17 protein-coding genes and 1 pseudogene are annotated in these 20,744 nt (G+C 55.8%); 6 read left to right on the top strand and 12 right to left on the bottom strand.

Features of this window, described 5'->3' with window-relative positions:
- Positions 1-6 precede the first annotated feature (6 nt).
- Complete coding sequence (locus IB213_RS08750) at positions 7-642, bottom strand: LysE family translocator (protein ID WP_192406004.1); 636 nt, start codon at positions 640-642, stop codon at positions 7-9.
- Positions 643-747: 105 nt separating this feature from the next.
- Between IB213_RS08750 and IB213_RS08745 the strand changes: the two genes are divergently transcribed.
- Positions 748-1,206: an Lrp/AsnC family transcriptional regulator gene (locus tag IB213_RS08745; protein ID WP_191723750.1), complete on the top strand. Its 459-nt coding sequence runs from the start codon at positions 748-750 to the stop codon at positions 1,204-1,206.
- Positions 1,207-1,277: 71 nt separating this feature from the next.
- Here IB213_RS08745 and murI read toward each other — a convergent pair whose 3' ends face one another.
- Both murI and IB213_RS08735 read right to left on the bottom strand, forming a co-directional pair.
- Positions 1,278-2,165 carry a glutamate racemase gene (murI, locus tag IB213_RS08740; RefSeq protein ID WP_192406003.1) on the bottom strand — a complete coding sequence of 296 codons (888 nt, stop codon included), beginning with the start codon at positions 2,163-2,165 and terminating at the stop codon, positions 1,278-1,280.
- 137 nt (positions 2,166-2,302) lie between these two features.
- Positions 2,303-2,986, bottom strand: coding sequence for a c-type cytochrome (locus IB213_RS08735; RefSeq protein WP_192406002.1), 684 nt, complete (start codon positions 2,984-2,986; stop codon positions 2,303-2,305).
- A gap of 264 nt (positions 2,987-3,250) precedes the next feature.
- Between IB213_RS08735 and IB213_RS08730 the strand changes: the two genes are divergently transcribed.
- Positions 3,251-4,930: a methyl-accepting chemotaxis protein gene (locus IB213_RS08730; RefSeq protein ID WP_192406001.1), complete on the top strand. Its 1,680-nt coding sequence runs from the start codon at positions 3,251-3,253 to the stop codon at positions 4,928-4,930.
- Between the two features lie 252 nt (positions 4,931-5,182).
- Here the strand turns inward: IB213_RS08730 and IB213_RS08725 are convergent, their stop codons facing one another.
- The 3 genes from IB213_RS08725 to IB213_RS08715 are packed head-to-tail and all read right to left on the bottom strand — an operon-like array spanning position 5,183 to position 7,774.
- Positions 5,183-5,857 (bottom strand): RraA family protein, encoded by a 675-nt coding sequence (locus IB213_RS08725; RefSeq protein WP_192406000.1) that lies wholly within the window; start codon positions 5,855-5,857, stop codon positions 5,183-5,185.
- 26 nt (positions 5,858-5,883) lie between these two features.
- Positions 5,884-6,870: a tripartite tricarboxylate transporter substrate binding protein gene (locus IB213_RS08720; protein WP_192405999.1), complete on the bottom strand. Its 987-nt coding sequence runs from the start codon at positions 6,868-6,870 to the stop codon at positions 5,884-5,886.
- A gap of 37 nt (positions 6,871-6,907) precedes the next feature.
- Positions 6,908-7,774, bottom strand: a complete 867-nt coding sequence (locus IB213_RS08715; RefSeq protein WP_192405998.1) for an NAD(P)-dependent oxidoreductase — start codon at positions 7,772-7,774, stop codon at positions 6,908-6,910.
- Positions 7,775-8,061: 287 nt separating this feature from the next.
- Between IB213_RS08715 and IB213_RS08710 the strand changes: the two genes are divergently transcribed.
- A complete protein-coding gene (locus IB213_RS08710) occupies positions 8,062-8,706 on the top strand; it encodes a GntR family transcriptional regulator (RefSeq protein ID WP_192405997.1) in 645 nt (214 codons plus the stop codon).
- A gap of 490 nt (positions 8,707-9,196) precedes the next feature.
- On the opposite strand, the gene IB213_RS08705 is transcribed toward IB213_RS08710, so the two are convergent.
- Complete coding sequence (locus IB213_RS08705; protein WP_192406096.1) at positions 9,197-10,117, bottom strand: LysR family transcriptional regulator; 921 nt, start codon at positions 10,115-10,117, stop codon at positions 9,197-9,199.
- Between the two features lie 108 nt (positions 10,118-10,225).
- Between IB213_RS08705 and IB213_RS08700 the strand changes: the two genes are divergently transcribed.
- The 3 genes from IB213_RS08700 (at position 10,226) to IB213_RS08690 (ending at position 14,914) form a co-directional block, all read left to right on the top strand.
- On the top strand, positions 10,226-11,392 hold the full coding sequence (locus tag IB213_RS08700) for a mandelate racemase/muconate lactonizing enzyme family protein (RefSeq protein ID WP_192405996.1): 1,167 nt from the start codon (positions 10,226-10,228) through the stop codon (positions 11,390-11,392).
- A gap of 33 nt (positions 11,393-11,425) precedes the next feature.
- Positions 11,426-12,409, top strand: coding sequence for a tripartite tricarboxylate transporter substrate-binding protein (locus tag IB213_RS08695; RefSeq protein WP_192405995.1), 984 nt, complete (start codon positions 11,426-11,428; stop codon positions 12,407-12,409).
- 216 nt (positions 12,410-12,625) lie between these two features.
- On the top strand, positions 12,626-14,914 hold the full coding sequence (locus IB213_RS08690) for an NADP-dependent malic enzyme (RefSeq protein ID WP_192405994.1): 2,289 nt from the start codon (positions 12,626-12,628) through the stop codon (positions 14,912-14,914).
- Between the two features lie 497 nt (positions 14,915-15,411).
- On the opposite strand, the gene IB213_RS08685 is transcribed toward IB213_RS08690, so the two are convergent.
- From IB213_RS08685 to IB213_RS08670, 5 genes and pseudogenes are all read right to left on the bottom strand, one after another.
- A complete protein-coding gene (locus IB213_RS08685; RefSeq protein WP_225214182.1) occupies positions 15,412-16,584 on the bottom strand; it encodes a hypothetical protein in 1,173 nt (390 codons plus the stop codon).
- A gap of 937 nt (positions 16,585-17,521) precedes the next feature.
- Positions 17,522-18,523, bottom strand: coding sequence for an NADP-dependent oxidoreductase (locus tag IB213_RS08680; RefSeq protein ID WP_192405993.1), 1,002 nt, complete (start codon positions 18,521-18,523; stop codon positions 17,522-17,524).
- A 106-nt stretch (positions 18,524-18,629) separates the two neighbouring features.
- Positions 18,630-18,740: pseudogene (locus IB213_RS18060) on the bottom strand (alpha/beta fold hydrolase); the annotation flags it as partial.
- A complete protein-coding gene (locus IB213_RS08675) occupies positions 18,721-19,521 on the bottom strand; it encodes an SDR family oxidoreductase (RefSeq protein ID WP_192405992.1) in 801 nt (266 codons plus the stop codon). The gene IB213_RS08675 and the pseudogene IB213_RS18060, both read right to left, overlap by 20 nt.
- 107 nt (positions 19,522-19,628) lie before the next feature.
- The gene (locus IB213_RS08670; protein WP_192405991.1) at positions 19,629-20,711 is read right to left on the bottom strand and encodes an alkene reductase; all 1,083 of its coding nucleotides are present in this window, start codon (positions 20,709-20,711) and stop codon (positions 19,629-19,631) included.
- Positions 20,712-20,744 lie beyond the last annotated feature (33 nt).

The following is a 20,744-nucleotide window of genomic DNA, read 5'->3' as shown; positions in this document are numbered from 1 at the left end:
GCAGCCTTACCCGCCCTGCGTGCCATGCCAGGCACGCTCAGCAATCAGCATCATCGCAATACCGACCATCAGCACACCTGACAAGCGCGACACCCACAACGCAGCTACAGGGCGTGCCCCCAACACCCGCTGCGAGCCCAGACCGACGCCCATGTAAACCACGCAGCAGCTGGCTGCATGTACGCCCCCCAAGGCCACAATTTGCAGCGCCACCGACCAAGGTGCCGTTTGCTGCACAAACTGCGGCAGCAAAGCCAGCAGCAGTAACAGCAGCTTGGGGTTCAGGCCACTCACACAGGCACCCCTGGCCATCCAGCGCCATGGCGAGTCGTGGCCCTGGGCCGCAGCGACTGTGGCTGTAGAAGGCTTGCGCAGCATGGCCACACCCAGCCACAGCAAATACGCAGCACCCACAAGCGTCATCACCGTAAGCAGCGCGGGGTGCTGGGCTACCAAGGCGCCCACTCCCGCAGCTACGGCCACGGTCGCCAGCATGGCCCCGGCAGCCAGCCCCACAACGGCTGGAGCCACCTGTGTGCGCCCTCGCAAGCCTGCAGAAATGGCATACGCCCAGTCGGCACCTGGCGTGATCACCAGCAGAAAAGAAACCAGCCAAAAAGCAGCAATAACTGACACTGACACAAGATACTCACACAGCAATAGAAAGCAGCAAGGATATGAAGCTTCTTGCACAATGTGCTTTCAATAATTTCCTGTTTGATTTTCTAAATTAGAAGATTTCACCCCATGGATGCCTTAGACAGAAAAATTCTTGCACAGCTTGAAGGCGATGGCCGATTAACGGTCACAGAGCTGTCTGAGCGTGTCGGGCTCAGCCTCTCGCCTTGCCATCGGCGCGTGCGGGCACTAGAGGACTGCGGCGTCATCCGTGGCTATCGCGCACAGCTGGATGCACGCTCTCTGGGGCTGGAATTTGCCGCTCTGGTTTTTGTGACCCTTACTGGCAGCAAGGCTGTGGCTGAATTTGAGCAAGCGGTGGCGGCGCTGGACAATGTCATTCAGGCGCAGCGCCTGTTTGGCGAACCCGACTATTTACTGCACGTAGTGGTGCGCGACCTGTCGGCCTTTCAGCGCTTTTACGATGAACGCCTCACCACACTGCCAGGCATGCACCGCATGACTTCGACCCTGGTGATGAAAGACGTTGTGGCCAACCGGCCACTGACAGCAGCCATGGCGGGATAGAGATGCGAGTCAAAAGCGCTTCAAATGCCTGTGCATCAAGCGTTAAAGATCAACTTTTAAAAATCAACAGCCTAAACATCCACTGTCGTGCAGCAGCTGGCGGGCAAATCCAGCCAGCGCTGGGCCGCAGCCTGCAGCGATGCCACCTGCCCTGTCGTCATCAGCTGTATCTGCTCGGCACTCGCTATGGGCTGCAGCGGCAACTGTGACTGCAACTGCAACTGCGCAGGTTCAGCACGCAAGGCCATCGTCGTATCCAGCAAACGCCGGGTCTGCCGCGCTACCGCTGCGCCCGTATCAATCAGCAGCACCTCAGGCCCCAGCAAGGCGCGCAACTCGTCCTTGATAAAGATGTAGTGCGTGCAACCCAGCACCAGTGCATCCATCTCACCAGTTTTTAAACCGAATTGGCCTAAATCACTGATGTAGCGGGCGCTCAGCGCTTCAATTTCTGTCACTTCGCCTTCTGCTTTGGGTTGCTGCAAAGTGCTCCATTCAATGGCGCGCGCCAGACCGTCACAGGCTTGCACATGAAAGTGCACATGCTGGCCATATTCAGCCAGCAATTTTTTAAACCGGCGGCTTTCCACCGTGCCTCGCGTGGCAATTACCCCAACATGCTGGGTTTGGCTGGATGTGCTGGCGGGCTTGATCGCGGGCTCCACCCCGATCAATGGCAAATCTGGCATGAAGCTGCGCAAAGACTCCACCGCCGCTGCCGTGGCCGTGTTGCAGGCAATCACCAGCGCTTTGATGCCGTGTTTCGAGCGCAGGTGCTGCGCAATAGCGTGCGTGCGCGCCTGTACAAAATCGTCTCCGCGCTCGCCATACGGTGCATTCCCACTGTCTGCCAGATAGACAAAGTGCTCATGGGGCAGCTCGTGCCGCAAAGCCTGCAGCACGCTCAAGCCGCCAATACCGCTGTCAAAAACGCCAATGGGCGATGCCGCCAAAGTCATGGTGCAAAAAATGAAGGTGGGTATACAACAATCTGCCAAGTATGCGCCTGCCCGAGCACGCCTTGCCACAGCACCAGCAACAAACCCCTGCTGGCGCAAACCATGCAGGGGTTGTGAAACTTTTGCAAGGCAGCCGTTTAAGGCATGGTTTCCAGATAAGTTGCCACCGCTTGAATGTCCTGGTCAGACATGCCCTTGGTCACAAAAGCCATGTTGGCATTGGCACGCACGTCGCTGCTGTCGCGATAGCGTTTGAGCGTCAAATTGACGTAGCCATAGTGCTGGCCCGCAATGCGCGGCAATTGCTCATTGCCATGACCATCTGCCGCATGGCAGTTGATGCAGACCCGCTCGTAATACGCCCTGCCCTTTTGCAGCATGGCCGTATCTTTCGCTGCACGGGGTGGCAGTTTTTCTTTTTCGTAGAACAACACCATGCCCACCATTTCGTCGCGGTTCATGGCTTTCAAAATGCCTTCCATGAAGGTGTTTTTGCGCAGGCCCTGAGAAAACTGGCGAATCTGCTCGACCAGATACGCTGGATTTTGCCCATCCAGATAAGGCACTTCCAAAATCGCTGTCCCGTTCTGGTCTGCGTGGCAATTGGCACACACTGCGGCCACTTTGCGGCCAACGGCATAGAGCTTTTGCTCAACCTCAGGATTGGTTTTGGCTTCCAGCAAACGTGCCTGCAACTCGGCCTGGGTGATCTGCTTGCCTGGCTGCGCATACGCCGCAGGCCATAGCACAACAGACAGCATTGCTGCACCCACAACAGTTTGAAAGCAGGCATGCAGCGAGGCAGAAAAGCGCAAATTCATGAGTAAATCCGGGGCGTGCAGCAACATAGAACCAATTCATTATCTGCACATCGCCAGGTATTACCAGCCTCATCCGCTAGCTCTCCAAAGCTTGATCTAGCCGCTTGCCAAAGCCCGCAATCTTCGCCCTCAAACTGAGGCAAAGACCGCCAGCAATGCGCGTATGCCCCAATACGAAAGCATTCACATTTAGTTTCAACTACGGTTTCGCACGACCGTGCTTTTTAAAGCAATACACATCTACCCCGTTCAAGAGAGACCGCCATGAAGCACATCAGCGTCACAAAAAAGCTTTGGCTCGGCGTTGCCAGCATTGTGATTGGCGCGGTCATCATCATTGGCCATGCGGGCTACAACTCAGCTGCACACCAAAAGAAATTCAACCAGCAAGACAGCTTGCTGTCGCAGCGGCTGGACCAGGCCTCTCAATGGGGTGCGCTGTCGCAAGTCAACATCGTGCGCACACAGGCAGCTCTGGCAAGCAGCGATCCACAGGACGGCGCTGAGCTGGCCAGGCAAATCACGCAAACCGATCAGAACATTCAAGCGCTGCAACAGATGCTGCAAGCCAGCAGCGCCAGCAGCCAAGAGCAGACAGATTTGCAGCAACTGGCACAGTTGCGCCAAGCCATGCAAACGCAAAGCACACACGCCCAGTCATTCAAGGACCGTGGCCAAACCGATGAAGCACGCGAGGCCGCACGCAGCAGTTTCCGAGCAGCCGCTGATGCTTACACGCAGGCGCTGAACCAGTACGTACACCAGCAAGCCCAGAACCTTGCGCAGATGCGTGCAGACATGGGCGCTGCCCGCCAGGGGGTGGTTCGAACAGCGGCCATCAACATGGTGTTTTTGCTGCTGGGTATCGCGGTGGGAGCCTATCTGCTGATTGGTAATATCCGCCGCTCCATGCAAGAGGCCAATCACATTGCCGAACGTATTGCCGAGGGTGACTTGCGCCCCCGCTCCCACGAAGAGCGCCGTGATGAATTCGGACAGTTGCTGCAATCGCTGCAGCGCATGAGCCTGTCACTGTCGAGCATGATGAACGATGTGCGCCAAAGTGGTGATGCCATCAGCCTGGCCAGCAGCGAGATCGCTTCTGGCAATCAGGACCTGTCGCAGCGCACCGAGATCACTTCAAGTCATCTGCAGCAAGCCGCCGCCGCCATCATGCAGCTGACGCACACCTTGAAAGACACCGCCTCCAGCGCCCAGCAGGCAGCAGGTCTGGCCCAGCAAGCTTCGGGCATTGCGCAGCGCGGCGGTACGGTGGTCCATGAAGTGGTGGAGACCATGACCGACATCCACAGCCGCAGCCAGAAGATTGCCGACATCATTGGCGTGATCGATGGCATTGCTTTTCAGACCAATATCCTGGCCCTGAACGCTGCCGTAGAGGCCGCCCGCGCGGGCGAGCAAGGCCGTGGTTTTGCCGTAGTGGCTGCCGAAGTGCGCACCCTGGCACAGCGCAGCGCCCAGGCAGCCAAAGAAATCAAACAGCTGATTCAGGACTCGGTGAGCCGCATGGCCGATGGTGCACGCTTGGTCCAAGACGCAGGTACCACCATGACCGAGGTGGTGCAATCCATTCACCGCGTGACAGAAGTGATGCAGACCATCAACACCAATGCTGCCGAGCAGCGCGACGGGGTGGCCCAAGTCAACGAGGCCGTGGGCTCTCTGGACCAGATGACGCAGCAAAACGCAGCGCTGGTTGAGCAAAGCGCCGCTGCTGCGCACAGCCTGCGCGAGCAGTCCGAGCATTTGCGCGAGCTGGTCCAGCGCTTCAAGGTAGCTCCCAGCGCTGCAGAGACTGCGGCTCTAACGCACTCACTGGTGCCTGCCACCGCCCCACTCACTATGGCTCGCCCCATCAGCCATGAACACAAGATGGAAAGCATGCGTGAGCACCACCCAAAAATAGCTGCTCTGGTCGACTAAAACCCGGGCAACCCAAGGCCGGGCTTTGGCAATCTATGCCTGCTGCGCAGCGATTGCTGCCGTTCACCTAGAGAGTGACGCTTTCCGGTTACAGCGACATAGCCGTCATTCATTGGAAAAAAGCTCAAAATTCTGGCCGATTTAGTTCATGCTGGGCTTCTTCAGCATTCGGCAAGCTCCTATCGTTGCATCTCTATCCACTAACAAAAAGAGCCCTAACAGGGCTCTTTAAGCAACCGTCTTGATGAGAGGTTATCTTTCTATGTAGCAACCAATACGCTTCAAGGTGTCATCGACCCATTGGTGGTCATACGTCCCGTTAGCGATGGCTGCTATCATTTCTGCTTCGACTACTTGCTTATTTTGGGCGGCGACTAAGATGGCTTCCACCTGCTCAAAAGGTACGCACAAGATTCCGTCAGCGTCACCAATAACAAGATCACCAGGGTTGATCACCATGCCATCAATAGCGATCGGAACGTTGATCTCTCCCGGTCCGTCCTTGTAAGGACCTCGGTGTGTAGTACCGGCTGCAAACACCGGAAAATTGTCCTTGGCGATCACTTGGCTGTCGCGTATTGCACCATTGATAACGACGCCTCCATAACCCTTAAGTTTTGCTTCGCCTAGCATGATTTCACCAGTGATTGCATTGGTAAGGTCTCCGCCTGCATCTACAACGATCACATCACCTGGTTGGGCTATCTTCAGCGCCTTATGCAGCATCAGATTGTCACCAGGTCGAGACTTGATCGTCAAAGCAGGGCCTGCCATGGGGCTACCGTCATGCATTGCTCGAACGGTCGCTCCACCTGCAGTCATGCGTGACATGCAGTCGCTTACATTGGCCACAGGGATCTCCAAGAATTTTTTGGCGAGTTCTAAGCTAATGGCGCGCTTGCGTTTCAGGATTTGGCATCCAATCATAATTTTCTCCCGTAAGCTTTTTCTTATTAGTCCATGGACATGCTGGAGCTTTTGACGATCGGAGCCAGTACATTGCGGTCATGGGTGTAGCGTTTTTCCATATCAGCAGGCGAACCACTGACGAGTTGTGCACCGCTGTCCAAAATCTTCTTCTTTGTCTCAGGGTCGCTAATAGCTTTGTTTATTGCAGCATTGAGCTTATTGACGATCGCATCAGGGGTCTTAGAAGGCACCATCACACCCCAAACGCTCGCTAGTTCGACGCCCTTAACTCCTGATTCGTTGTATGTAGGCACACTTGGAATCATTTCGGAGCGTTCGCTGGTTGTTACCGCAATAGCGCGAACCTTGCCTGCCTGGATTTGGGAAATCAGCGTGGGGACTGACCCCATGTACATGTCTACGCGCCCACCCAGAAGATCAGGGAGTGCCTGTGCCATTCCTCGATACGGTACATGCGAGAACTGCACTCCCGCGCTCTTTTGCCAAGCTTCACTGATGACATGTGAAATGGTTCCGGTGCCAGGCGACGCGAATGTCAGTTTGCCTGGATTGGCGAGCGCTGCTTTATTGATATCTTCTAAGGTCTTGAAAGGGGAGTCCGTATTCACCACCAAGACAGCGGGTCCCGCCGCCACCAATGCCACTGCACGGAGATCCTTAATCGGGTCATATGTGAGCTTTTTGTACAGCAATGGGTTCAGCACCACGTTATCTGTTTGAGCCATCACCATCGTCAGGCCATCGGCGGGTGACTTGGCTGTCTGGTCCAAAGCAACATTGCCACCTGCACCTGGTTTGTTTTCGACAACAAAGTTCCAACCGTTATCAACGGTCAGCTTATGACTGAGCAAGCGGGTCATCGCATCAGTTCCACCACCTGCTGGGAAGGGCACTACGAATTTGATAGGACGTTGCGGATAGCCGTCCGTTTGTGCGATAGCAGAAAATGATGCCGTTGCACCGAGAGCGCAAAGTCCTGCAATCAATGTCAGTTGGTGGCTTCGTTTCATGGTTGTCTCCTGAAATATTTGGTTGATGAATAGACGACTATTTGTTGTCGTTCATGACGTTCTTGCTCAGCCACTCAAGGGCTTCATGCGCTGCTTTCCCGTCAAAACTAAGCATTGAATGCGCGGCTGCCGTTAAAGAAAACAGCTTCTCAACGCTTGGAGTGACCACGGGCTGGACATTTAAATTTTTCATTTGACGCTGTGCTTCAACGACTTCATTGCGTCGACGTGCTGAATGCGGGATGTGCGTCACTACCATTGACTCAAGTAGCTTGCGAAGCGGCGTCTCGTCCATGTCTTTGAGTACGTCGAACAGCTCTTCTGTTAAGTCCATTCGATGTGCTGTCACTAGGCATTCAACGGCGAGTGCTTCGACACCTTTGGTGTAGATACTCCTGAGCAATTTCAGAGCAGCGGCATCGCCTGGCCGCGCACCAACAATCGTCAAGCGTGCGCCAAGTGGGCGGTAGAGCTCAAACACCTCATTGGCCTTTTCACCAGCGATGAGCAGAGGTGTCTTTTGCAAACTGAGATTGACGGCTCCAGTGATCGCGACGTCCACGAAGTGGATGCCGTGTTCTGACGCTGCTGCAGCTGCGCAGTGCATATCTTCAGGATCTGCAGTAGTCATGTCGATGTACAGCGCATCCTTTTTCATATGAGGTAAAGCTGCCTTTGCTAGATCTAGAGCAACCGTTCCGAATACAGCACTAACTACCAAATCTGCTTGTCTAAGCCACTCACCGGGCTGCGTATGGACTTCGCCACCAGCCGTTGTGACTTGCTGTTTGAGCTCCTCGTGCGGCTGCAGATCGCACATGCCTACGAGTGTGTGTCCCTGTTCCAAGAAAGCCTGCATATAACAGGCTCCAACCATTCCGGCTCCAAGAAATGCTATCTTCATAAAAATACAAAAAAAGTACAATAAAAGAGAATTTATCCGTAAATAAAAAGAAAGTCATAGGTTTAAACCCTTTGAAAAGCAGTCTTGGTACTTAAATTGTTTTTGTTGGGTGATTTTTTATTTGAAGCGGGATCATCGTCTTGACGCGCGGCACCCTGGGTTGATGCGGAGAGGTCGTGGAAGCTTGTATGCGTTCCAATACGATGAGTAGGAGCGCAGCATCAACTCTGCAAAAACACAATTTCATCGCTGATGAATCAATCGGTTTTCACCTTACTTAAGATCACATGGCAAAAGGCACACGCAAGGCATACGAAGAACTCAAGCACAGGTTGGTAGCAGGCCACTATCAACCAGGTACACAGCTCAAAGAAGAGCCTTTGGCAGAGGAGTTCGGTATTAGTCGTACACCGATCCGTGCGGCCTTGAAGCAACTGGTGAGTGATGGACTGGCAACGGCTGAGATTGGCCGCGGTATACAAGTGGCTGCTTGGACGGATTGGGATGTGGAAGAGGTCTTTCAGCTGCGCCTGTTGCTGGAGCCTTATGCAGCCCAGCTTGCTGCTTTGAGATGTTCTCCAGAATTGTTGCTGCGCCTTGAGTCATGCAATGCAATGATGGCGAAGGCCATAGATTCCAACGCGTCAACTGTCGCTACGCAGGTGCAAAACGCAAACCGTGATTTTCACCATACGCTTTTGCAGGCGAGTGGCTCGCAGCGGGTCATCCATATGCTTGAGACAATGATTGACATGCCTGTTATCACAAGGTCATTTCAGCTGTATGAGCGCTCAGATATGGAGCAAAGCCTTGCGCACCACAGAGATCTAACTATTGCAGTTAAGGCCAAAGATGGAGAACTCGCCAGACAGGTGATGCAGCTTCATCTGCAGATGTCTCGGCATCGCTTCATGCGCCGGCGTAAGCCATAGAAAAAAGCAAGTGAACTGATCTGCTTTCAATCAAAACCGCTCGAGTGATTTCAGAGCCTTGAGACAACTATTCGTGCTCGATAAACTAAATTTCACACAAGGCGTCGGTCTGAGATTTTTGGCCTTAGCTGTTAAGGTGTTGAATCCTAAAGCGGCTTTCAATATCAACAGCTGCTATGCAACGGGTGCCGACGATGGATGTGGGCAAGCGTGTTCGCGTTGCGTGTCAGAAAGCTGCTGTTGAGCTTGGAGGCCGGGGCTGACTGACATCGACGTGTGGTCTCTGGGCTTCCACGGCTCAACATAAGCTATGCCATGACCGTTTTCCCGTCACCTGTACTGGCGGTAGAAGTACAGCCGACATGGCGACTAGATGCTGCGAAGTGGCATCTAGAACGTCTGCTGTCCACAACAACGACGGTGCCCTCACCCAAAGAGTCTGTTCGACCGCAGCCTCTTACCTGATGCGTCAACGATCGGGCAGTTGGGCTTACCGCTCCACTGGTTTGCCTACCACTGACTGCACTGCTGTATCCCACAGAGCCTCTGCAGCGCGCCCTAACTGCGCATGTGCTCGATAGACCCGGATTTCAAGATCGATATTCCACGCTTCAGTGGCCGCAGCAACCAACGTGCCTGATGCAAGATCATCGCTAATAAGGCTTTGAGGCAACCAAGCGATTCCTCGACCTTCGAGCGCCATCGTCCGTAGTACCGATGCCAGGTGGGCAGTGAAGACTGTTTGTGTTTGAAGTGCCCCTAGCGCATGGTCGATGGTTTTGTGAAGGATGTTGCCCAGCCCGGATTCCGCGCTGTAGGCCAAAAGAGGGGCTACCGTCCCGGGGCGCTCCAATTGGTGAAGGGCTTGGCCCTTTGGCCCCATGGCGGAAACGGGGTGCAAAACATCTATGCCCACGCAGATGGATGGGTAGCCTTGCATCTGCAGCTGACTTGGCGCTTGAGCGTGGGCGTGGCACAAAACGAACTGGACCTTGCTCTGAGCCAGAAGAGCCTCACACCGATGAAGCATGTCTGACTCCAATTGAAGAGTCCCCGCCATCGTATGCGCTTCAAAGCGACGCAACCAACCAGGTACGAAGGTCAGTGACAGAGCGTGCGTCGCAGCGAATCGCAAACTTTTTGAGTTCGCTTCGGCCACCGCACGCGCAGCCCCCGGCAGCCGCGCAATCTCGGCCAGTAACTCCGGTGCGACACCCTGAAACCACTGTCCGGCCTCAGTGAGCTTAACCGGCTGCGTGCTTCTGTCAAAAAGCTCCGTCCCCAACCACTCCTCTAGTGCTCGGACACGGCGACCAAATGCGGGCTGGGTCATATGACGATCTTCCGCGGCCCGAGAAAAATTCCCTACCGCGGCTAAGACCAAAAAATCTTCAAGCCATGAGATGTTCATTGCCAGTGCCTTGAAAGCATTAAAGAGTAGAAAAACAGCATTGGTCAATCAGTGCGCGGCTGCGGATCATACCGACTCAGACATTTGTTTCGTTACCCGGAGTCAAGCATGAAGATTGTTGAGATCAGAGAGAAAACCATTCCTATCAGTTCGCCCATCCGCAATGCGTACATCGACTTTAGCAAGATGACGCTGAGCCTGGTGGCGGTGATTACCGACGTGATTCGCGATGGCAAGCCGGTTGTGGGCTATGGCTTCAACTCCAATGGCCGCTATGGCCAGGGCAAGCTGATGCGTGAGCGCTTTATTCCTCGCGTGCTGGAAGCCAACCCGGATTCGCTGATCGATGCCAGTGGCAAAAACCTCGATCCGCACAAGATCTGGAACGCGATGTTCACCAACGAGAAGCCAGGAGGACACGGCGAACGCTCCGTGGCCATCGGCACCATCGATATGGCTGTGTGGGATGCCGTCGCCAAGATTGAAGGCAAGCCGCTCTTCCAATTGTTGGCCGACCGCTATGGCAATGGCACGCCAAACCGCAATATTTTTGTGTATGCCGCTGGCGGCTACTACTACCCGGGCCAGGACCATAACAAGCTGAAGGACGAGATGCGTAGCTACATTGATCGCGGCTATACCGTGGTCAAGAAGAAGATTGGTGGTGCGTCGATAGACGAAGATCTGCGCCGTATTGACTCCATTCTCAGCGTGTTGCAAGACGGCCAGAAGCTGTGCGTGGATGCCAACGGCCGCTTCGATCTGGACACCTCCATCCAGTACGCCAAGGCGCTCTCTCAGTACGACCTCTTCTGGTACGAAGAGCCAGGTGATCCGCTCGACTTTGAACTGCAGGCCACCTTGCGAAATTACTACAAGAACCCCATGGCCACCGGAGAAGATTTGTTCTCCATGCAGGACGCGCGCAACCTGATCCGTTATGGCGGCATGCGCCCTGATCGTGACTGGCTGCAGTTTGACTGCGCTCTGAGCTATGGCCTTGTTGAGTACCTGCGCACACTGGACATGCTCAAGGAGCACGGCTGGTCAGCCAGCCGCTGCATCCCACACGGTGGACACCAGATGTCGCTAAACATCGCCGCCGGCCTGGGCCTGGGAGGCAACGAGTCGTACCCAGACCTGTTCCAGCCGTTCGGGGGTTTCCCGGACGGCGTGAAGGTGGTCGACGGCCACGTGACCTTGCCCGACCTGCCCGGCATCGGCTTCGAAGGCAAAGCCGATTTGTTTGCACAAATGCAGGCTCTTTCCGCCTGACCTCAAAAAACCACAAATTAAGGAGACAAGGTCATGGATATTTTGAAACAAAAAGCGGCGATCGCTGTCATCGGTCTTATTGCCGCGAGCACCACGGCTTGGGCAGAATTTCCGGTCAAACCGATCACCCTCGTCGTCCCGTTCTCAGCCGGAGGCCCCAGCGACAAGATCGCGCGTGACTTGGCGGAGGCGATGCGCAAGCCCCTGGACCAGACAGTGGTCGTCGACAACACGGCAGGGGCCGGCGGTACCATCGGGGCGGCTCGGGTTGCACGCGCCACGCCAGACGGATACACCTTGCTGGTACACCACATCGGCATGTCCACCGCGCCGACCCTTTATAAGAAGCTGCCTTACAAGACACTGGAAGATTTCGAGTACCTGGGCCTCATCAATGAGGCGCCATCGATCCTGATCGGAAGGCCCGGCTTGACCGCCACCCACTTGGCGGAGCTGCGCACGTGGATCAGCGCCAACGATGGAAAGGTCAATCTCGCCAATGCCGGTGTGGGCTCGGCATCCCATCTGTGCAGTCTCGTCTTGCAGGCTACCCTCAAATCGAAAATGACCCTTGTGCCATATAAGGGCACTGCGCCTGCAATGACCGACCTGATGGGTGGTCAGGTCGATCTGATGTGCGAGCAGGCAATCAACGCAGTGCCGCAGATCGAGGCCAAAAAAGTCAAGGTGTACGGTGTCACCAGCCAGCAGCGGATGCCCCTTCCGGTGCTTACCCAGGTTCCCACGCTGGCGGAAGCTGGGCTGACGGGTTTCGAGATGTCGGTGTGGCACGGTGTCTACGCGCCTAAGGGTACGCCGCCGGCCGTCCTAGCCAAACTGAATGCAGCCATCCGGACCGCGCTCAAGGATCCCGAGCTCATCAAGCGAGAAGAAGCGCTGGGGGTGCGCGTCGTGACCGACTCCCGTCTGGAGCCTGCCGAACACAAGAAGTACGTTGAAAGTGAAATAAATCGCTGGTCCAAGATCATCCAGGATTCTGGCGTCACGGTGGATTGACTTTCAACAGCTGGCCCCTGTGTCGGATTGGCCAGGGGCTGGTTCACCAAACCAGAGCCCCTGTGCCTGGATGCCCTTATCAGGCACGACTGGCATTCTCGGGCCATGGCGTTGAGAGAAATCAACGCCAGTTCAGCCGCACCTGAGAAAGCCCCTTCCGCTGCGACAGCAGCCCCACGGCCCCACCAACTTCCCAAAGCAGAAACTCTGTTGACCATGACCGCCCCCACATCCAGCGATAAACGGCAGGCAGCCCTCGATTACCACGCGTTCCCCACATCTGGAAAGCTGGCAGTGATTTCGACTAAGCAAGTGGTCAACCAACACGATCTCTCGCTTGCCTATTCCCCGGGCGTAGCTGCACCCTGCGAGGAGATCGTGAAAGACCCGGCCAATGCCTTCAAGTACACCGCACGCGGGAACCTGGTGGCGGTCATCAGCAACGGAACTGCGGTCCTTGGCCTGGGGGATATCGGTGCCCTGGCGTCTAAGCCTGTCATGGAAGGCAAGGCGGTACTATTCAAGAACTTCGCCGGCGTCAACGTGTTCGATATCGAGATCAATGAGAAGGATCCACAGAAACTGGTAGAAGTGATCGCCGCTTTGGAGCCCACGTTTGGCGCGATCAACCTAGAAGACATCAAGGCACCAGATTGCTTTTATGTGGAGCGCGAGCTGCGCAAGCGCATGAAAATTCCGGTATTCCATGATGATCAGCATGGAACTGCTATCACTGTAGCGGCAGCACTGCTTAATGCGCTGAAGGTGGTGGAGAAGGACATTGCCGATGTGAAGCTGGTCGCATCCGGGGCCGGCGCAGCCGCGCTGGCCTGTCTCAATTTGCTCTTGAAGGTCGGTTTGCAGCGAGAAAACGTTTTTGTCACGGATCTGGCAGGGGTCGTGTATGAAGGCCGTACCGAGCTGATGGACGAAGACAAGCGCGCCTTTGCTCAGGAGACTGAAGCGCGCACTCTCAGCGGGGTGATCCAGGGCGCCGATGTGTTCTTGGGACTGTCCGCGGGCGGCGTTCTGAAATCGCCCATGGTGGCCAGTATGGCCGCCCGACCCGTGATCTTCGCGTTGGCTAATCCAACTCCTGAAATCATGCCTGAGATTGCCCGCGCGGTACGCCACGACGCAGTCATGGCGACGGGCCGTGCGGACTACCCGAACCAGGTGAACAACGTCTTGTGCTTCCCGTATATCTTCCGGGGTGCGCTCGATTGCGGTGCAACAACGATTACGGACGAAATGGAGATTGCAGCCGTCAAGGCCATCGCGGATCTCGCCCAAGCTGAACAGAGCGACCGGGTTGCGGCAGCGTACGCCGGAGAGAAACTAGCGTTCGGTCCCGAGTACCTGATTCCCAAGCCGTTTGATCCACGTCTGATGGCGCGTATAGCGCCAGCCGTAGCCCATGCCGCCCAGGAAAGTGGAGTGGCGCTGCGACCCATTAAGGATCTGGAGGCATACCGCAGCAGTTTGGAAAATTTTGCATACGCCTCGGGCGCAACGATGAAACCCATCTTTACCGCCGCCAAGGCCGCCGCCAAAAAGCGCGTAGCCTATGCCGAGGGAGAGGAAGAGCGCGTGTTGCGCGCCGCCCAGATCGTGGTGGACGAGAATATCGCCCGTCCCACGCTCATCGGCCGCCCTGCAGTGATTGCGGAGCGTATCGAAAAGTTCGGCCTGCGCCTGCAAGAAGGGCGTGACTACGACATCGTCAACGTCGAGCAGGACCACCGCTACAGGGAGTTCTGGCAGACCTACCACCGCATGACCGAGCGCAAGGGAGTCACCGCACCGATCGCCAAAATCGAAATGCGCCGCCGCCTGACCCTCATTGGCGCGATGCTGCTGCACAAGAGGGAGGTGGATGGCCTGATCACCGGCACCTGGGGTCAGACAGCACACCACTTGAAATACATCGACCAGGTGGTAGGCAAACGTGCCAACGTGAACACCTATGCCTGCATGAATGGCCTGCTGCTCCCTGATCGTCAGGTGTTCTTGGTGGACACCCACGTCAATTACGACCCCACGGCCGAGCAACTGACGGAAATCACCATGATGGCGGCCGAGGAGATGCTGCGCTTTGGCATCAAGCCCAAGGCGGTCCTGCTGTCGCACTCCAACTTTGGCTCCAGCGACCAGCCCAGTGCCGTGAAGATGCGCCAGACGCTGGCACTGCTACGTGTGCAGGCGCCGTGGCTAGAAGTGGACGGCGAAATGCATGGCGACGTGGCGCTGGACGGTAAGGCGCGCGCCACGCTCATGTCCCACAGTAGCCTCACGGGCGATGCCAACCTGCTGGTGCTGCCCAACATCGACGCGGCCAACATTTCCTACAACCTTCTCAAGACGGCAGCAGGTGGCAACATCGCCATTGGCCCAATGCTCCTGGGAGCTGCACAGCCGGTGCATATCCTCACAGCCAGCACGACTGTGCGACGTATTGTGAATATGACAGCACTCACCGTGGCCGATGCGAATGCAGATAGGTAGGCATCAGGACAATTGCAACTCCAGGTAGATACAGGCAATCTCTGCTAAGCAGTCAATGGCAGAAGAAGCTCAAGCTGCTGCGATGGGTCGGCATAGTGAGTTCGTAGCCCGTGAGAGCTGCCTTTGACCTGCATGGAGCCACGGACCTTGGTTGCCTTTATGAGAGTTCGGCGGAATGGCCGGACTTGACGGCGCAGCAGTCACTCGGGAAACGGAAAACCCAAGGACCGGCAAAGGTGGCACCGGTCATTGGTTCACCAAAACCGGATGACGGCAATCAGCCTGAAGCCGTCATATACAGGAAAACATGTGAGCACCACTTCTGGCTGTTATGCGCCTGACGGCAATCGACTCAAAGATAACTGCTGATCTGCTGAAGTAGTCACCTAACAGCAACCACTCGACGGCACAGTAAGCAACTTTCTGCGAGCACTTGCATCTGCGGAAGCTTTTAGCACAAGCGCTCAAATGCGTACAAAACGGCTTCATCCCATCTGTCAGGGCTTGTAGGGCATATTGCTGCGCCGATAGCCTTCTCCTGGCGAAGAAACCCGATAGTCATCACTCAGAGCAAAAACACATTGCAGGTAGTTGCTGGCATCTGCCCACTTAGCCCCATCGGAGTGAAGTTCAAACAGATTGCGAGTCACCTCCACGGCTTCTGGCCACCTGTCCTTTGCTACTGCTGTCATGGCTTCGCGGCTGTCGTCGTGGTCATGCAATGCACCATCTTGAGCGCCGTATGCGTGAAACTCCACGAGCTTTGCTGGTGTCGTGAACGACGAACCTTCACACTGCGCACCAATGGACTGTGGTTCGCGCTCGGCGTGGGCTGCTGCGAACGAATCCTGAACGGTGTGCAGTACCGAGCCAAACGCAATTTCACGAATCTGAGTAACTAGACCGCTGGCGTTATCTTGTCGCCCTAAGAGATACAGATCTACGACCTTCCACTCGGTGCAACCGAAGTGCTGCTTGATGGTCCGGTTGTCGATGTCCTTCAGGAAGGTTTGAGGCAAGATTTCCTTGGACGACACCTTCCATGCAAACTCCAGCCAGTCCAGTATCTGGCCTCTCGTATCGAAGGGGTGTATGTCAGACGCATTGGCCATGCCATGCAGGAACTGAAGGTCACCAAAGTGTGACCGCGTCATCAAGTTTCCTGGAACGCTGTTCGCCGTTCTGTTGCAGCCCGCGATGGTCTTGGTCTGTGCCTGACGCTCGGCATCCTTGAAAAGGCAATACCAGCAAGCTGGCTGGGTCGAAAACCTGATCGTCTGGTCTGCTCGGCAAACGTTCTTTTTCCCCATGTAGTCGCAGTTGCCCTGACCTTGCTCCAGACGAAACGGCGGCAAATCGTTCCACCGAACTCCATAGATCACATACGGAGAGGAAAATCCAACGTCACGACCACTGCAGTAAGTGTCAGTGGCAAGATCGGCTTGCTGCACATGACACCACTTGCCGAGATGGGTGATTTCCTCATGGACAGGAGTCTTGATCAAAACTCCCAGCGATCCTGCGATGCGAGCCAGCGTCGAATTTGTCTCGTTGGTCAAGCGTTCTTCGTGCTTGGTTCCGAGGGGGCCGATCTGAAATGCACCCACCCAAGTGCTCACCAGCAATAAGCATGCGATCACGCACCCTCTTGAAGCTTTCCAAAGCTGCATAGTTTCCCCTTCTCTTTGCGCGCATTCTCAGGAGCTAGCAGCAAGTAAGCAAGGGAGTAACTACCGCTGTCATTTGCGGTGCGTCAATTGGACGGTATTCAAATGCGCAGGTACTTCAGCGTTGAAGGCAACGGCCATGACGCCATTAATGGGGGCACAATCCAAATGCCCAAACCAACTCGCGACACTGCGCCCAACGACCTTTGGTTGAGGCAAGAAAAGCTGCCGTTGACGCACAATGAAAGCAGCATTTCCGAAAGCTGACCTTTGCGGAGGTCAGGAACTGGCCGAAGCAGGGTCCAGCTACTTGTGAGCGCAGCACCGCAAAGCTGACCTTCGGGGCTGCGCCTTGAGCGTCCGCAGTCAACGTGTGTGGGGCGTCATCAGTCGGCCAGAAGATATCGTCCGGCGCGTGGCCGCGAACGACAGGTCTTGGAAGAGAGCCATCATCGACTTATGGCTGATCGATGACGGCTGCTGCAGACACCCGCCTGTGCAAGGCGTTCTGCCTGAATTTCCGCTGTGCAAATTGCCACGTCAAGGCTCTCGCTGAGGTGCTGGTTGGCTACCTCCGAGGGGAAATTCAAAGGCTAGGGAGAATCGATCATGAAGAAATTTCTTCGATTTTGAATATCTAGCAGTCTGGTGCAGATTCTGCAAGGCTCGAGCAAACGTCGTTCGCGTCGAGTCCCCATCGTTTCTGTTCACTCATGAGGCCGACTCGATGGTTAACCTTCATTAAACGAAACAGTGTCAATCGACCTAGGTTCTTTCGTGGCATCGCGCAAAGCGTAATGTGGGTGTCGAGGTCTGGCAACACCAAGCAGCTATCGCCTGCTTCGATTACTTGCAAGCGGCTACCTTTAGCGAAAAACCTTCCCTCTACCTGTATGCCGCTCAGGACTTGCAGCATGGAGTGCATAGTTTTTATGCACTCCTATTGCATCCTCACTACGACTTTGCCTTTGGAGCGTCCTTGGGACAAGTACTCCAGCGCCTGCTTCGCTTGGTCGAACGGAAACACTTTGTCTACAACCGGATGGATATGACCGGCGTCAAGAAGTGCGCCTATTTCGTTCAACTGTTCACCGTCAGGTCGCACGAATAGAAACGAGTAATCCACGTCCTTCTTTGCTGCCATGCGGATAATTTTTCTGCTCATGAGACCAAAGATCAGTTCAAGCACGAAGCTGAGCTTGCGAGCTTGTGCAAATGCAGCATCCAGCGGACCAATCAGCGAAATAATCTTGCCGCCGGACTTGAGGATGCCAACAGACTTCTCCAATGCATTCCCGCGGATCGTCCCCAGTACCACGTTGTATCCTTGCAGCACCTGCTCAAACTCCTGCTTTTTGTAGTCAATCACATCGTCTGCGCCCAGACTCTTGACCAGCGCAACGTTGGCGGTACTTGTGGTCGTTCCTACATAGGCACCGAGGTGCTTGGCCAACTGAATCGCAAACGTGCCGATACCGCCTGAGCCTGCAGGGATAAATACTCTCTGGCCTGTCTGCACGTCGGCACGTTCTTTCAGCGCCTGCCAGGAAGTCAACCCAACCATCGGCACAGACGCCGCCTGCACGAAGTCGAGACTGGCAGGTTTGCGTGCAGCCAGATGTTGGGGAACTACTGCAAACTCGGCGAGTGATCCCGTGCCTTGATCGAAGATGCTGGCAAAGACCTCATCGCCTGGCTTGAAGCGGGTAACACTGCTCCCCACTGCGACCACCACTCCGGCCAGGTCGCTGCCCATGACTGCGGGAAGTTGGAACTTCAGCACGGGCTTGAACATTCCCGTCGTGATCATATTGTCGATAGGGTTTAAGCCTGCTGCATGCACCTCAACCAGCATTTCATCGGGTCGAAGCGTTGGGCGAGGCACCTCGGTGATGCCGATCTCTGGGGTCTTGCCGTAGCGCTTAAATGTGAGGGCTTTCATGATGCTCCTGCTTGTGTGTTGCGAAGGCGGCCATGCGCAAGTGCCTGGTGTCGCCTCATCGTCAGCGCCTGCTTTGTTGTGCCGCTCCGGAGCCGTTGTTCAGCTATTACTGTGCGAGGAAGGCAAGAGCCTTCGGCACAAAGGCCTCGTGATACTGGAATACCGCACCGTGACCCGCATCGGGATAAATGAGCAGCTCACTGTTGGGCAGGCGCTTGAGGTTGGTAGCGTTCAGCGGCATGCGCTTGACGGATTTCGGACATCAGTCCTTGTCGCGCCTGCTCCAGTTCGTCCCAACGCTCTGCGACATGCAGGGGCGGAATCGTCACCAGCTCCTTGCGATCGAAGCCGATGAGTGCGGCATCAACCAGTTCGTTGACATCCATCACCTCTGGCAGCGTGTTGATATCCATGCCGGCGCGGCTCCAGATCTCAGTACGGGTTGCAGCAGGCAGTACGGCTTGCACATAGATTCCCTTAGGCCCTAGTTCCAAATTCAGACCTTGTGAGAGAAACAGTACAAATGCCTTGGTCGCACCATAAATAGTCATGCCTAGCTCGGGAGCAAAGCCAACAACCGAGCCGATGTTGACGATGGAGCCTTTGCCTTCCTGAGCAAAGCGCGCAGCGACTGCTGCAGCGAGGCGCGTGGGCGCCGTGGTGTTGAGCATTACCAGACGGTCAATGCTCTGCGCGTTCTGTTGGATGAAGGATCCGGACTGGCCCATGCCAGCGTTGTTGATCAGAATCCCGATCGACGTGTCTTCGCGCAGACGCGTCTCGACCTCAGCCAGGTCTTCCTGTTGTGTAAGGTCGGCTTGAATCACGTCTATGGTGACCTTGGTCTCTTCGCGCAAGCGGGAGGCTAGGAGGTCCATGCGAGCTTTATCGCGGGCAACCATGACGAGGTTGTGGCCACGGCGGGCGAAGCGTTCAGCGTAGGTGGCCCCGATGCCAGACGACGCACCGGTGATCAAGGCTGTAGGCAGATTAGTCATAGTTTTAGATCCAGAAGTGGTTTGGAAAGATCAATGGGTAGACGCGCGATCCGGTGGTCTGTTGTCCATCGGGGAACAGAGCGGTCTCCTGTTGGATGCACTGGTGATCAGGCAGCGAGCGCGGGATAGTCGGTGTAGCCTGCGGCGCCACCGCCGTAGAGCGTGGCCATATCCATTTGAGCCAGAGACGCATCGGTCTTCAAGCGCTCGACCAAGTCTGGGTTGGCAATGAAGGCGTGACCAAAGGCGACCAAATCGAGCTTGCCTTCCTGCAGACGAGCTTCGGCCAACTTGCGGGTGTAGCCGTTGTTGGCGATGTAGGTTTGCTTGAAGCGAGCGCGCAGCGCGTCATAGTCAAAAGGAGCGACATCGCGGGGGCCACCTGTCGCGCCTTCCACGACATGCAGATAGACAATCCCGAGGGCACTGAGCTGCTCCGCGATGTAGTTGTACTGAGGCTGCGGCTCGCTGATAGAGATGCCATTGGCGGGGGAGACTGGAGAAATGCGCACACCGGTGCGCTCAGGTCCAATTTCCTGGGCAACGGCAGCGGTCACCTCTAGCAACAGTCGTGCACGGTTTTCCACTGAGCCGCCGTATGCGTCCGTGCGTTGGTTGGCTCCATCCTTGATGAATTGCTCCAGCAGGTAGCCGTTGGCACCATGCACCTCCACGCCATCGAAGCCGGCACTCATGGCATTAGCGGCAGCTTGACGGAAGCTCTCCACGATGCCAGGGATCTCATCTAAACCCAGAGCGCGGGGCTCAGATACTTCCGCAAAGCCATTGTTCACGAAGGTCTTGGTTTGTGCTCGGATGGCAGAGGGGGCTACAGGCGCTGCGCCATCCGGTTGCACCGACACATGGGACACGCGACCCACATGCCACAGTTGCACAAAGATCTTTCCGCCCTTGGCGTGCACCGCTTCGGTGACTTTGCGCCAGCCAGCGACCTGCTCGGCTGTGTAGAGACCGGGGGTGTCTTGGTAGCCCTGCGCATGTGCGGAGACCTGAGTCGCTTCCGAAATGATCAAGCCAGCGGAAGCGCGCTGTGCGTAGTAAGTGGCCGCAAGTTCATTAGGCACCAGGCCTGAACCGGCGCGGTTGCGGGTTAGCGGTCCCATCACAACGCGATTGGCAAGTACCAGGTCACCCAAGACATAGGGTTGAAAAAGCGTCTTCTCAGTCATTTTGCATCCACAGCAATGTTCTAGAAGACTCAA

The sequence above is a fragment of the Comamonas sp. CMM02 genome, assembly GCF_014851485.1.
GTDB lineage: Bacteria > Pseudomonadota > Gammaproteobacteria > Burkholderiales > Burkholderiaceae_C > Comamonas > Comamonas avium.
The sequence above is the reverse complement of the archived record's forward strand: the minus strand, read 5'-3'. Positions and strand labels throughout refer to the sequence as shown.